Here is a 14,684-nt window from a genome sequence, read left to right as displayed (position 1 = left end):
AGACCCTTTGAGAACCACTTAAAAACTCTTTGAGAAAAAATAAATTGGTACAAAACCTAGTGGCAAAATATACAAAACCTGCTGGCAAGCTACACTGGCAAGCTACAGCTACACTGGCTGGGGAACTTGGATTCGAACCAAGATTGACGGAGTCAGAGTCCGCTGTTCTACCATTAAACTATTCCCCAATAAGCCAATTTTATCATCTCTAGCAGATTCTACAGTGTAGGCAAGCGCAAAAAGTCTTTTAGATTATCGATAATAAAGAGCGATAGGAATGTCATTGATTGTTTTGATTTGAATATCAACATCATAAATGTCTTTAAGAATTTCTGGTTGCATAATTTCTTTGGGAGTTCCACAATAGGCTGCTTTTCCATTTTTCAGTGCAACAATCATATCTGAATAAGATGAGGCAAAATTAATATCGTGCATAACAATAAGAATGGTTTTTTTCAGTTCATCAGCTGTGCGGCGTAACTGCTTCATCATAGAAACGGCATGTTTCATATCCAGATTGTTTAATGGTTCATCTAAGAGAAGATAATCAGTATCTTGGCAGATAACCATGGCTATAAAAGCGCGTTGACGCTGACCGCCAGAAAGCTCATCTAAAAAACGGTCTTTTAAATCTTGTAAGCCGAGATAGCGTAGCGAACTGTCGATAAATTGTTTATCTTCATGTGTATACCAGCCTTTTGAATAAGGATAGCGTCCGAAACTTACTAAATCGTACACGGTTAAACGGAAGGATAAAGGATTATCTTGACGCAGAATTGAGAGTTTTTGAGCCAAAATATCGTGGGGCATTTTATCAATATCAAAGCCGTCGATATGAATTGTACCATTATGGTATGACAAAAGACGTCTTATCAGCATTAAAAGAGTTGATTTTCCCGAACCATTTGGCCCAATGAGAGAAATAATCCCCCCTTTGGGAAGATGAAGGCATAAATTATCGATAATCAATCGTGCTCCGTAAGCCTTGGAAAGATGATTGATCTCAATCATTTTAGTTTTCCCTTCATCAGTAACATTAAGAAAACAATACCCCCACAAAATTCAATGATAAAACTTAAACGTCCTGCCATGTGAAAAATTTGTTCTAAAATAAATTGTCCTCCCACCAAACAAATAATCGCTAATAATATTGCAATCGGCACAACAACACAGTGTTTTGCTTGAGGAGAAAGTTCATAGGCAAGGTTGGCAACTAACAGTCCAAAAAAGGTGACGGGGCCTACTAATGCGGTAGAAATGGATACGAGAATGGAAACAAAAATAAGGACAGCTGTCGCACTTTTGTGGTAATTAACGCCAAGATTGAGGGCATTTTCACGTCCCAAAGCTAAAATATCAAGAAGATGACGGGAATGCCATCCAATCAGACTCACAATGAAGACAATGATTGTGGCAAAGCTTATTAATGGTGTATTGAATTTATTAAAATTTGCAAACATAATATCGGTTAAATTCATCATTTGGTCTGGATTTAGTTGCAATTGCATAAACATCCGTAAACTGAAAAAAAATCCGCCTAAAACAACACCGATTAAAAGCGTCAAATGAAGCCCTTTTAGGCTTCCTGAAAAGAGCCAGCGAAAAAGGCTTATTGAAAAAAGAATAAGAATGAGGGCTTCGAGAATGAGTTGTCCTTCTTCATTTAAAAAGGGCAAAGAAAGAGAGCCTACAAAATATATCAGAACAGTCTTTATTAAAATATAAAGCTGATCAAATCCCATAATTGAAGGGGTAAGAAGACGGTTATTAACGATTGTTTGAAATAAAACCGTAGAAACGCTTATTGCATAGGCAATAAGAAGCAGAGAGGAAAGTTTTGTAAGACGAAATGTCCATGTATACACATTGATATTCCACGTCATATAAAGACTAATGACAGTACATGCTATGATGATAAGTGTTGTTAGTACACATATTGTTTTTTTTCTTCTATCCAAGACGCTTTCTCCAGCGTAAAAGCAGTATCATAAAAATAAAACTACCGATTACACCCATCATAGTGCTGATGGGAATTTCAAGAGAGGGATGAATTATTCGTCCTACAAGATCACAAATTAAGACCAATCCTGCACCGCTGATGGCCACCCAAGGAGCGGTACGGCGCATATTATCGCCCATGAAATTTGACACAAGGTTGGGAACAATGAGTCCAACAAAAGGAATACGGCCAATTGTACAGACAACAACAGCAGTGATTGAGGCGACAATAAAAAGACCAAAAAACATGATAGCACGATAATTCAATCCAAGGTTATTGGTTAAATCTTCTCCCAAACTTGCAACTGTAAAGCGATCAGCAGTGAAATAGGCGAGAATACAAAGGGGAAGGGATAGCCATAAGAGCTCATATTTTCCTTCAAGAACCATTGAAAAACTACCAAATAAGTAAGCTTGAAGAGAGGGAAGTAACATTTCATAATCTGCAATGGCATTGGTTAAAGAGCCAATAATATAGCTTAGCATAATCCCTGTAAGGGGTACAATGAGAGCAGATTTTAGAGGAATGCGGCGCAATAAAAACATAAAAAGTAAAGTGCCTGTCATGGCAAAAAGTGTCGCAACGACCATTTTTCCTAAAACAGAAATATCGGGCAGAAAAATCATAATGAAAAGAATGCCAAGGGAAGCAGATTCAACAGTTCCAGCGGTTGATGGCTCGACAAAGCGATTGCGTGTCAATAGTTGCATAATCATACCTGAAAGTGCAAGTGATGCACCTACTAAAAGGATTGCAATGGTACGAGGAAGACGTGTTTGCCAAAAAATAAGCCACGCATGGGGATCTGCTGCGAAAAGGTCAGAAGGCGTGACATCAGAATAACCAACAAAAATGCTGAGGATAGACAGGAGAATGAGAAGTGTTATGGTTATCCAGTAATTCTTCACGTTAAATCATTTTCTAACAAAACCTAAAAAAGCAAAGACTGCTTAATAAACAATCTCTGCTTTTAAATTTTATTTATATAGCAAGCAAGCTCTTTTGTACGCTTATTTGCTCTTTGTAAAGGCTTCATTGATCTGCTTAGCGGTTTCAATGAGTCCCGTTAAACCACCACTTGCACGATACCAGCTCCAAGAGTCCAAATAAATAATTTGATTTTGTTTGCTTGCTGTTGTGCGGTGAACAAGCTCATTGTTAAGCAATTGTGCTGCAGATTGCCCTTCACGTCCAATTGCGGCATCCCGATCAATCACCAACAACCAATCAGGATTTGTCTCAAGAATAAATTCAGGAGAAATGAGCTGTCCATGTTTTTGTACAGTGAGTTTATCGGTTGCTGGGGCAATTCCAAAAGCGGAATGCAAAATATCAAAACGTGATTTTGGTCCTAAGGCACTGATTTTTCCACCAGAGGTCATGAGTACAAGACCATGGCCTTTTCCTTTAGTATTTTTACGAACTTCAGCTAAAGTTTCATTGAGTTTTGCAATTTCTGCTGCAGCTTCTTTTTCTTTGCCAAAAATTTTGCCAAGGATAGACACATTCCGTTCAATATCTGCAAGAGAGTTTTCATTTCCTACAGTTAGATCAATTGTTGGAGCGATTTTGGATAAATCGTTATATTTTGCTTGAGTTCTGGAGGAAATGATAATCAAATCAGGTTGAAGAGTGGCAATTTTTTCATAATCGGGTTCAAAAAGGGTACCAATTTTTTCATATTTTGCATCATCAAATTGTTGCAGATAGGATGGTTTTTTTCCTTCAGGAATACCGATAACCGCTTTGATACCAAGGCGATTCATATTATCAAGAGAGGCAATATCAAACACAATAACCTTTTGCGGAGAAGCGGGAACAGGAGTCGTGCCTGAAACATGATTAATTGTTACATTTGTTTGAGTACTCGTATTTGCAATACTCGTCTGTGTCCATAAAGCTGTTGCAAAGCTGGTTGCAACCAGTAAAACAGAAGTCATCCGTTTCATATATTTTATCATCGTAATTTTATCCTTTTATCTAATATTATAAGGGTTTGCGCACTTAAAAACTTAACTTTGGTATTTTATGCACAAAATGAAGCGTAGATAAATAACACTATGTTGTAAAATTGACCAACATATGTTAAAAATTGTTCACTTACCTCATTTTCACTTAATTCCAGTGTTTTTGCAACATTATTTAGAAAGTTTGACATATGATCAATGTATTTAAAAAGCGTACAAGTCTGTACGCACTGACAGCGAGTGCTCTTTTCCTTTTACAAGGTGTTGATGCTTCGATAGCGAGTGGTGGTGTTCCTGGTGGTGCTGGCGTTGGCGGCGTCCCTGGTGTTGGTGCTGGCGCTGGTGTCCCTAACGCTGGCGTTGGCGGTGCTGGTGGACTTGGTGCTGGCGTTGTCCAAGGTGGGGGTAGCGCCACTGTATGTAATGTAGCGAGTTATAAAGGTTTTAATGATCCTTTATCATCTGTTGTTTGTAATGATGGAACAGAACACTCAATGAAGTATAGTACGGTTATGGTGACAAAGAATGGTGCTAATGCTTTAGCAGTGGGAAGGTTTGCTGTTGTTGGAGGATCAGCAAAAACTACTAAACCGACAATTGTTAAATTGTACTCTTCATCTCTTCTGAATCGATCTGCTTCAAATGCTGACCAGAATGCAATGCCGCAGTATGGGAGCGCTGTATTTGCATCACAAGATGGAGTGGTTAAATTGGAACACTCATCGAGTCGTGATTTTGACACTGGGCTTTACGCTTCATATGGTGGAAAGATCGTTATGGAAAGAGGGCTAATCCGTAGTGCAATTATGGGTGCTGAGGCTGTGAATGAATCACTTATTATGTTGCGTAATACAGAGATTATTGTGTCGGGACAACAGTGGAGTTTAGGTAGTAAAGATGAAGAAGATGATCTTCAAGATAATGATGCAACTGGTTTGCGTGTCGCCAAGGGATCAGTAATAGATATGAAATTGGGGAAGCTTATTGTACCGATAGGTGTAAGTGTAGTTGTGGCAGAAAACGGAGGAATCATTCAACTAGATAATGTTAGTGTTACATTCAATGAAAGCAAACCTAACGCTGCAGCACAGGAATTGACTAGCCTTTTATCTACAGATTCAGGTTTTATTTCCTTTAAAAATGGAAACATTAATCATTCAAATACTATTGGTGTGTGGGCCTTTGACAATGAAGGTAAAGATTCTAAGAATAATAGAAGAAATGATGCTACAAGCGTGAAGCCTATTGAGATAAATGAACCCAGTACCGAGTTTCTTGCTTCTTCAGACTATGTTAACTATCTTATACCCAAAATTTTAGGGAAAAAGACAAGGGCAGGAACCGCTGAAGAAAGAGCCGCTGAAGAAGGAGCCGCTGAAGAAGGAGCCGCTGAAGCGGACTTTAGGGTTGGGATTTCTATAAAATCTTCAACTATTAACTTGAGTGGCGAAAGGTCTGTTGGCGTATATTTTGATAATCAAACTGATGATTCAGAACAGAGCCTAAAAAGTAACCAATTACAAAATAAGGAATCTGTAGTTCTTTTGCATAACACTACTCTTAATGTTCCAGATGGTACAGTCATTTTAGGTAATCATATGAGAGGCTCTGTCCTTATAGATAGCGAATCGAATGTTTATGGTAATTCATTCTTACATGCTAAATTTACTTCTGAAGTGTCGGTTTTTGTTAATGATTCTATAGTTAGAGGTGAAGCTGATGTTGAAAAAGGTTCTCAGGGTAAGCTTTTTTTGTTCAATGGATCGAAGTGGCATTTAACGAAAAGTAGATTTGGAAAGCATAATAGCAGTTGTGAGGATTCATGTGTTTCATTTGTAAAACTTGACAATTCTAGTATTTCGTTTTTGCCTTTACAAAATGATGCTAATCAACAAAATCATAGTCATCAACTGCTTCGTATAGGAAATGGGGAAGGCACAGTTTACACCGCTTCTTGGGATTCTCATATTTATTTCGGTGCATCTGTGCCAGCTGATGCATCAGAGGCATCTCGATTATCTGATAGGCTTTTAATTCATGGTGATGTTTCTGGTCAAACTAAGGTGCATGTGCTTCCAATTAGACAAAATGGTGATGTTCAACGAGGTCAGGATGCCCAAGGTTATAAACCTCAGAGTATTTCAATTATTCAGGTTTATGGGGAGGCGAGGGAAGATTCTTTTACGCTGAATGATGCGTATGTTACGATAGGCGGTTTACCTTATCAGTATGTCCTTCGTGCTTACGGTCCAAAGCCTTCTTCGGAGATGAAGTATTTCGATGAGGCTTTGGTTGTGAGCGGTAAAGATGTTTGGGATTTTCGTTTAGAAGATAAAAATTTGCCCTATGAGCCTAGTTCTCTTCCTGTCTTAGGCAGCAGTAGTAAGAGGGAGGATGCAAATACTCCTTCCGTGCAATCTCGTGAAACTGAGGGAAGTGAGGTAGGTAATTCTTCTGTAGGGACAAGTCTTCCATCTGGAACTCCTGATGTTCCTGGGGGAAGTTATGGTCAAGAACTGGTAACAAGTGATGGACGTACGAGTATTTATCTTCTTGCTGGTGATGTGAGTGAATATTCTCGCCAGAATGCAAATGAAGTGGAATATACTATAGTAGGTTACGATGATTCTGATACAGGTTATGGTGATTATAATATAGTTGATGTGAATTCTCTAGGTACAGATAGATCTTCTTCATTACCGGAAGCAGAAGATAGATTAATGGTGACAACAGATGAAGATGGACTTACTCAGACTGTTGAGCCTTCCTCGACAACTGAGGAGGCTGTTGATTCGAGTCGAACGGTTAGTCGGAATGAAGCAGAAAATGATATAGTAGGTCATAATACTTCTGATACGGTTGGTGTGAATTCTGGAGCTCATAGAACTGAGACAGGTGATGAAGATCATACAGACGGTGGATATGAAGGATATTATGATGTAGAGAGTGAAGCATCTGAAGCTGTAACGCCTCTTCTTTCTCCTACTACTATGTCTTCTGTTACTTCTACTGTACTTGGGGGGGACGCATCTACTGATCTTGTAAGATCTGAGGCATCTGGGCATAGCGTATATCCTGTTTTATCCAATTCATCTCCTTCATCTATAGATTCGGTAACTTTAATACCTTCAGGAGCTGATTCACTTGGGAGATCTGATCTAGGCAGGATTTCTGTGATATCGGCAGATGGGGTTTCTGGAACATCTGAGTATCATACTGTGTCGAATATGCTGACACCTATAAAATCAGCAGCTTCCATGAAGCCTTCTACTTCTGAGACTTCCGCAAAACCTGTTGCGCTTTCTGATGTATCTGCTGGGAGTATTCTTATGCTTGGTAGTTCTGATAATGGAAATGTTCCTTCTAAGGAAACGATTTCTTCTACATGTGATGATATGAATAATGGTGAAGAGAGATCACTGACTACTTATTTGTGTAGTGATGGTAAATCGCGGACGATAAAAAACTTTACGTTGAAGGCAAGTGATAAAACTCAGCATCCTATGCATGTAAAAAATCAGGATACGGTTATTAAGTTAGAGGGAGCTATCATTAGTGGTGCAGATTTTTCTGACAGTGAAAATAATGTTGATTTTGCTACATCAAAGCGCGTGAGTGCTGTGCTTGCAGAAGACAATGGAGAAGTTGTTTTAGATAAGAAATCAAAAATCCAATCTTCTGTGATTGGGCTTGAAGCGCAAAGTGGCGGAAAGATTAAGATGACTGGTGGGACAGTTGATGCGCTTTATGTGGGCGCTTTGGCTGGTTCTGGATCATCTGTTAATTTAAAGGATACGAGAATTAACGTAACGGGAGATTTGGTTGCGGCTGGTCTGGCGAGTAAGGCTGGTGAGATAACAATGAATACTGGAGCTATTACTTTGGCAAAGGGAGTGGCTGTGAGGTCAGAAGCTGGGGGAAGCGTTAGGTTAGATAAAGTGGACATTACTGTGAAAAAATCAGCAGAAAAATTAGATTCTGTAGATAATTTTGCACGCGCAGCTTTTCTGTTGAGTGATAATGCTTCTGTTGATTTTAAGAATGGAAATGTTGTTACTGATGCTCATGCTTTGTGGGTTATAAAGGGTGATGATGTGGTTGAAACGGGTTCTTCTAGGAAGAAGAGATCTTCTGAGGTTCGTCCTACCGTGAATCACGCGAATATTGAGTCTTCTATTGTTAGAGTGGAAGGAGATGGAACCTATGGCATATATTTTGATGGGGTAATACAGAAAGAAGCGAGTCAACAAAATCGAAGTAAGGATTTAACAACTGAGAAAGCAATTGTTGTTAAGCGGAGCGCTGTATCCGAACAGAAGAAAACACCTATAGGCATAGCAGGGACAGTTTCGTTGAAGAAAACTGATTTTGAAGTTGCAAAGGGTACAGCGATTTATGGTAATAATTCTAGTGGTCATGTTTTATTAGAAAATAAAACAACTCTTACTGGTGACTTATTATTGAAGGCTGAAAATGATTCTAATATATCAGTTTCGGTTGATAGCTCTATTGTTACAGGCGATGTTCGCGTTGATAAAAGTTCTTATGCAAAATTAGATTTGGCTAATAGTTCACGGTGGGTTCTTAAAAGAAGTGCGCAGAAGAATTTGGGTACTCCAGATTTAGGATGTGTAGGTTCATGCGTTCCTTCTGTGAGACTTATAAATAGTGCTATTGATTTTAGATCTTCCGAATCTGAAGGGAGATATCAGACTCTCCATATTGGAAATGGGAACGGCACAGTTTATGAGGCACAGGGTGATGCTGTAATTCATCTCAATGCACGTTTAAATCCTCATGATCCGAGTGATCAACAAGTAACGGATCGACTTGTCATTCATGGTGATGTTTCTGGAAAAACAAAAATACATGTACGAGGTGATGCGGGCAATGTAGGAGATTCTAGAGCGAATGGAAAGATTGCTCACAGTGTTTCAGTTATTCAGGTCTATGGTCAAGCGAAGAAAGATTCTTTCGAACTCGATGGCAATTATGTTGCACTGAGCAACTCACCTTACAAATACACTCTTCGTGCTTATGCTCCAAAAGCGACTTCGAAACAGGAGCATGTTCAGCAGAAGTTTGTTAAGGATGGTGGAGAGTTTTGGAACTTCCGTCTAGAAAATCAGTATGTTAAGTCTATGAGATCTGCTGCCCTTTCTGAACAATTTGTAAGGTCTGTTGTTCCACAGGTTCCAACTTATCTTGTCTTGCCTAATAGTGTATTCCACGCTGGTTTGATGGATATCAGTAATCAAAACAAGCAGTTGGACACATTGCGGATGACTTCTAATGGAATGGTAGAGATTCGTGAAAATCCTGCTTTATACTTGCGCGGCTATGGTGGAAATTACCGTTATGCTTCGGATCTGTCCACGCTTGAATATGGTTACGGAGGTGATCTTGACTATCATGGTGTAGAGGTAGGTGTTCTGCTGCAAACTATTGAAAGCTCTGATAGCACTATATCCTTTGGTGTTATGGGAACTTATGGAAAACTTTCTCTGCAGCCTTTGAATGTTGAGCAAAGTAAGAAGAGTGCATTTGATAAATGGACTGCTACGGTATATGGTAGCATGCAGCATAATGTTGGCTTCTATGTCGATGGTCTTTTATCCTATGGTCTGTTCAAAGGTGATGTTCTCACTCTTGCACGGGGTAAGACAGCAACATTAAAAGGTAATCCTTTGAGTGTTTCTTTAACTGGTGGTCAGACAATTGAGACAGGATATAAGGGCTTTGTCTTTGATCCGCAGGTTCAAGTTGTGTATCAACATCTCCAGTTTAATAAGGCCCGTGATATTGACAATTTTAATATTGAAATGGGTAACCTTGATCAGTGGGTGGCACGTGTTGGTGGACGCTTAACCAAGACTCCTACAGGCTCTGAAGGCGTGAATGCTGTTGCTTTCTATGGTAAGCTTTATCTTGCTCATGGTTTTGAAGGAAAACAGTCTGTGCATTTCAAGGATGCTTTCAAGTTAGGAGCTTTTGGTTCTTCATTAGAGGCTGGATTAGGCTTTAATGCCAAATTGTTGCCACAGTTCTCTCTACATGCTGACGTTCTCTATCAACATAAGCTTAATAAGGCTGGTTTTTCGGGAACAAGTTTTTCCGGAGGAGTGCGTTATCAGTTTTAATATAAGGTACAGTATGTACTTTTTAAAAAAGGCAGCACATTGTGCTGCCTTTTTTCTTTGTAGCAACTTGTGTTGCTCTTAAAAGCTTTTCGTCTTCTTGATTGAGCAAAAAAGACATAGTTTTGTTTTATGCATGAGAGTACTTTTCTACGCTAAAGCGAATTTTTTAAAGTTTATGCTGCTACTGATACGATAGAGTGCTTCGCTTTTATCGGCTTTTTAAGCGTTCAGTAGTCCAGTATGCGTTAGGTTATCCTTTTTGGTACTGATTGATATTATCTAATATAATATTTGATGTTTTCTAAAACTCGTTTTTGAGAGTTTGTTTTCCACTGATTTAACTCATTGTTTTATTTATCTCCTTGTGGATTAATTTTTAAAGTTCACAAGGTTTAGTTGTTTTTTTTAATTAATTGCACGCACTGATTTTATTTTTTCTTTACACGAAATACAGAATGCATTATACACTTATAAAGTGTGATTGTTTATTATTCTCTTATAGGTAGTTTTGGCGTAGAGCTTCTGCCAAATCTATTGGGGTAATTCATTGCACAGTTCAGATGAGCATGAGGCATGTTCTTTTTGTTACACTTTTCGTGTTTTGAGGTGTGCAATGGGATGTTTTGCAGGTGCTTTTATTTTTAATGAGAGGGGAAGAAAAGTTTCGAGGGAACTATGATTAAAGTTTTTAGAAATCATCTATGTTTGTGTGCTTGTACAACAGCTATCCTCTCTTTGTTCCAAAATGGAAGAGAAGTTTATGCGGCTACAGAGGAGGTCGGTAAACCTTATGTTATAACTGTTACTCCGATTAACGGTATTCGTGTTATTTCTGGTTCTCATCTTGGTGGAAGTAATGCGTATAAGCCTCCTTTTAGGGGAGAGAGTGGGGATAATTATTATCCTCCTAATATGATTCCTGTTCGCAATAACGATGAGGGTATTCGTGGGGGGAGCGATTATCGTAAGCTGAGTGGAGTGGATGGAGAGATTGGGCGTAAGGATAATGTAGATAACTCTGTTAAAGATGCAGACTCTGATGGAAGAGGTGTGAGTCCTAGGTTTTATTACTATAATGGGTTGTATTATATATGCGATAATTGCGGGGATCCTAAAGAGGAGCCTAAAATTGATAATAAATCTTATAAAATTACGAATGAGAACGTTTCCAATTATCCTGATAATCCCACCGCTATAACGGTGAAAGGAATAGGCACAAGGGTTAGTGCGAAGGATGTAGCGGTTAGTAGTCAAGTTGCTGATAAAACTTTTCTAATGGGGGTGCATGTATTAGAGAACGGTAAGATTGCTTTGGAAGATCCGATTATCAAAAATACAGTTATAGCCCTTCGTGCGAGTGATGGCGTGATTGAGGTAAAAAATGGAAAGATTAAGGAAAGTCATGAGGGTGTTGATGCAGCAGAGAACTCGTTTGTTCTTTTAGAAGATACAGAAATTAAGACCGCTAATGGGAATGCGAGTCTTTTAAGTTATGATCATTCAGAAATTTGGATGTCAGGTGGATCAGTTGATTTTATGAACAGCCATGGGGTTTCTTCGACGTTAGGTGGAAAAGTAAATCTCGAGAATGTTAAAATTACTGGGAAAGGTGACAAAGGTAAGGATCGTGCGGTTGTGCATACGGATTTAGGGGGGGTGGTTAATTTAGAGGGTACGACTATTCGTGCTATGGATGTCCATGGCATATTATTAGAAAATACAGTCAATTCTATTCCTCTGCAGGAAGTTAAAGATTTATCAAATGAAGATTCTGATTCAAAGATTCCTGTGACTGAAGTTAATATGAAATCCTCTTCTGTTACTGTAAAGGGTAAGGGATCTTATGGTATCTATTTGCGGGGAGAGAAGCCATGGAGTGAAGGTGGGGATAAAAAAGAAGAAATTTCATCAGAGGAAGAAAAAGCTTTACCACGATTAGAAGTTGTTAATTTGGATAAAACAGAGTTTTCTGTTTTAGACGATGCGGCTCTTTATGGTAGAAACATTATTTCTGGTGCGGTGGGGTTGGTGCACAGCACTCTTCGTTCAGGGAATTTTTTATTAAAAGCTGAGGAAGGTGCTTCTATAACAGTTTTGGCTGATGCTTCTACTCTTGAAGGTCGCACACATGTTGATAAAAATTCTAATGCCGAACTTTATTTGGGAGGCCGTTCTAAATGGATTTTACAACAACCGTTGAAAAAAGATCAACATGAGGCTGCCCATGATTCTTCTATTTCACTCGTTAGTCTTATGGGTGAGAGCTCTATTAATTTTAAAAGACATGAATCTTCTTCTGCTGATGATTATCAAACCCTTCGTATTGGAAAGGGAAAGGGTGAAGTTTATAGAGCACGGGACGGTGCCTCTATTTCCCTTAATACATACTTGAATAGTGGTGGTGCTCTTGATCATCAAAAGACTGATCGTGTTTTAATTCATGGTGATGTTTCGGGAAAAACAAAGCTCCAAGTGCATGGGGTTTCAGGAAGTCCAGGAGGATACACGGGAAGGGGAGGAAATGATGAAGGTATTTCAGTCATTCAGGTTTCTGGACAAGCAGAGCAAGATTCTTTTCAGTTGGAAGGTGGTTATGTAGCATTAGATAAATTACCTTATCAGTATAAGCTTTATAGTTATGGTCCAAGGTCTCATTTAGGAAAAGCAAACATGGATCAAAGATTAGTTGAAGGGAACGGAGAATTTTGGGATTTTCGCCTTGAAAGTAGATCTATAGATTCTGATGTTAAACCTAAACCAGATCCTGCTCCGAAGCCTTTTCCTGACCCAATTCCAGGACCAGAACCTTCTCCAGCACCTTCTCCGGAGCCTCATCCTAAGCCGGGAGTTAAGGCTGTTGTTCCGCAGGTTCCGACTTATCTCCTTTTGCCTAATGCCTTACGCCATATTGGTTTGATGAATGTGAGCAATCAAAATAAGCGATTAGAAGCTTTACGAATTCCTTCTGGGGGTTTATTAGAAAGTCGTGAAAATCCTTTCTTTTTTGTGAGCGGTTATGGCGGCAATCATCGTTATACTTCAAATCTTTCCGCGCTTGAATATGGTTATGGCGGCGAGCTTGATTATAATGCCATAGAGGCAGGTGTTTTGCTGAAAGCAATCGAAAATATGTATGGTTCCACTTCTTTTGGAATTATCGGGGCCTACGAGAGATTTTCTTTGCAACCTTTGAATGTTGAGCAGAGTCAAAAAAGTACATTTGATAAATGGTCAGTTACAGCATACGGTGGTATGCAGCATGATGCGGGTTTTTACGTTGATGGTCTTGTGTCTTACGGTTTGTTTAAAGGTGATGTTCTAACAACTGCACGTGGCAAGACGGCAACATTAAAGGGAAATCCTTTAAGCGCTTCATTGACTGCTGGTAAAACGTTTATGGTGGGGGAGGACGGTTTTGTTTTTGATCCGCAAGTTCAAGTTGTTTATCAATATCTTCAATTTAATAAAGTGCCTGATGTGGATGGCTTTGATATTGAGCTGGGAAAGCTTCATCAGTGGATAGGGCGTGTTGGAGGGCGTTTAACAAAGAGGCTGGTCGCAACTGATAAGGCTCAAGTTGTCTCTTTCTATGGCAAGCTTCATCTTGCTCACGGTTTTGAAGGAAAACAATTTGTGCATTTTAAAGATGCTTTTCAGCTAGGCTCTTTTGGTTCTTCGTTAGAAACCGGATTAGGTTTTAATGCCCAATTGTCTCAAAACTTTGCGCTTTACGGTGATTTGGTTTATCAGCACAAGCTAACGAAAGCTGGTTTTTCTGGAACTAGTTTCTCTGGTGGTTTGCGTTATCATTTCTAGAGTTGTTGCTGTTTCTGATTAATCTTTGAAAAAGCCACAAGTATAACTTGTGGCTTTTTCTCATTCTCTATTCATTTTGTGTTATAGCTTTTTTACGAGAGTGTAACTTCGCATATCTTTAATATGCTTTTGGGTTGGACTTCTTTCATTTTTTTGAAAAGTTTGAAGAGTTTGTACGTTATGGTTTCAAAACGCGTATTTCAGAGTGATTATTATATTATTTATTATATGCCGATTGATAAAGATATTTTTTAATTCAGAATGCGGAAATATTTTCAATGCTCTTATGATGAACCCATAAAAAGCATTCCTTTGCATATTATGTAAGATTGGCAAGTGGATAATTGTCTGAGAAAGGAGTCAATATAATTTAGGAAATTACCTTAGGAGGAGAGGATTTACAATATTAGAAATTGGCAAAGGAAAAGAAGATACTCAAGCGCAATGAGGGCTATATCTGATGAACTTTATATTATATCCGCTGTTGTTGTGAAATGGGGATGGAAAAAATGAGAGTTATCTGAGAAAACTGATGAATGAGAAACATAATGACATATTGTTTTTGGAAAATGTGTTTTCTTTAAATGCATAAATAAAAAGATAAAGTCATGTGTCATCTTCACTTTTTAAAATATGGCTCTGAATGTTTTTGAATATTGTCAAGTTGAATTAAAAGGAGATAGTAAAAATAGGAACTGATTTTTACACGTTCCTACTCTTTATTAGGCTGTCTTGCCATGAAGATTGTCTAAAAAGGTATAT

At 38.7% G+C, this 14,684-nt stretch carries 6 protein-coding genes and 1 tRNA gene; 2 read left to right on the top strand and 5 right to left on the bottom strand.

Features of this window, described 5'->3' with window-relative positions; translation table 11 throughout:
* Window positions 1–114: 114 nt before the first annotated feature.
* The 5 genes from ACFIK8_RS06725 to ACFIK8_RS06705 all read right to left on the bottom strand — a co-directional run bounded on the left by ACFIK8_RS06725 (window position 115) and on the right by ACFIK8_RS06705 (window position 3,960).
* Window positions 115–188 (bottom strand) — tRNA-Gln (locus tag ACFIK8_RS06725).
* A 64-nt stretch (window positions 189–252) separates the two neighbouring features.
* Window positions 253–1,011, bottom strand: a complete 759-nt coding sequence (locus ACFIK8_RS06720) for an ABC transporter ATP-binding protein (protein WP_375636423.1) — start codon at window positions 1,009–1,011, stop codon at window positions 253–255.
* Window positions 1,008–1,958, bottom strand: a complete 951-nt coding sequence (locus ACFIK8_RS06715; protein ID WP_375636425.1) for an iron chelate uptake ABC transporter family permease subunit — start codon at window positions 1,956–1,958, stop codon at window positions 1,008–1,010. Before ACFIK8_RS06715 ends, ACFIK8_RS06720 begins: the two co-directional genes overlap by 4 nt.
* Window positions 1,951–2,907 carry an ABC transporter permease gene (locus ACFIK8_RS06710; protein WP_375669063.1) on the bottom strand — a complete coding sequence of 319 codons (957 nt, stop codon included), beginning with the start codon at window positions 2,905–2,907 and terminating at the stop codon, window positions 1,951–1,953. The genes ACFIK8_RS06715 and ACFIK8_RS06710 overlap by 8 nt, the downstream gene beginning before the upstream one ends.
* A gap of 102 nt (window positions 2,908–3,009) precedes the next feature.
* Window positions 3,010–3,960 carry a siderophore ABC transporter substrate-binding protein gene (locus ACFIK8_RS06705; protein WP_375647649.1) on the bottom strand — a complete coding sequence of 317 codons (951 nt, stop codon included), beginning with the start codon at window positions 3,958–3,960 and terminating at the stop codon, window positions 3,010–3,012.
* Between the two features lie 197 nt (window positions 3,961–4,157).
* Here ACFIK8_RS06705 and ACFIK8_RS06700 point away from each other — a divergent pair, with 197 nt between their 5' ends.
* Both ACFIK8_RS06700 and ACFIK8_RS06695 read left to right on the top strand, forming a co-directional pair.
* Window positions 4,158–10,106, top strand: coding sequence for an autotransporter outer membrane beta-barrel domain-containing protein (locus ACFIK8_RS06700; RefSeq protein WP_375669062.1), 5,949 nt, complete (start codon window positions 4,158–4,160; stop codon window positions 10,104–10,106).
* Between the two features lie 675 nt (window positions 10,107–10,781).
* Window positions 10,782–13,922 (top strand): autotransporter outer membrane beta-barrel domain-containing protein, encoded by a 3,141-nt coding sequence (locus ACFIK8_RS06695; protein WP_375636431.1) that lies wholly within the window; start codon window positions 10,782–10,784, stop codon window positions 13,920–13,922.
* Window positions 13,923–14,684: the final 762 nt, after the last annotated feature.

It is taken from the genome of Bartonella sp. MR168JLCBS (assembly GCF_042194175.1).
The sequence above is the reverse complement of the archived record's forward strand: the minus strand, read 5'-3'. Positions and strand labels throughout refer to the sequence as shown.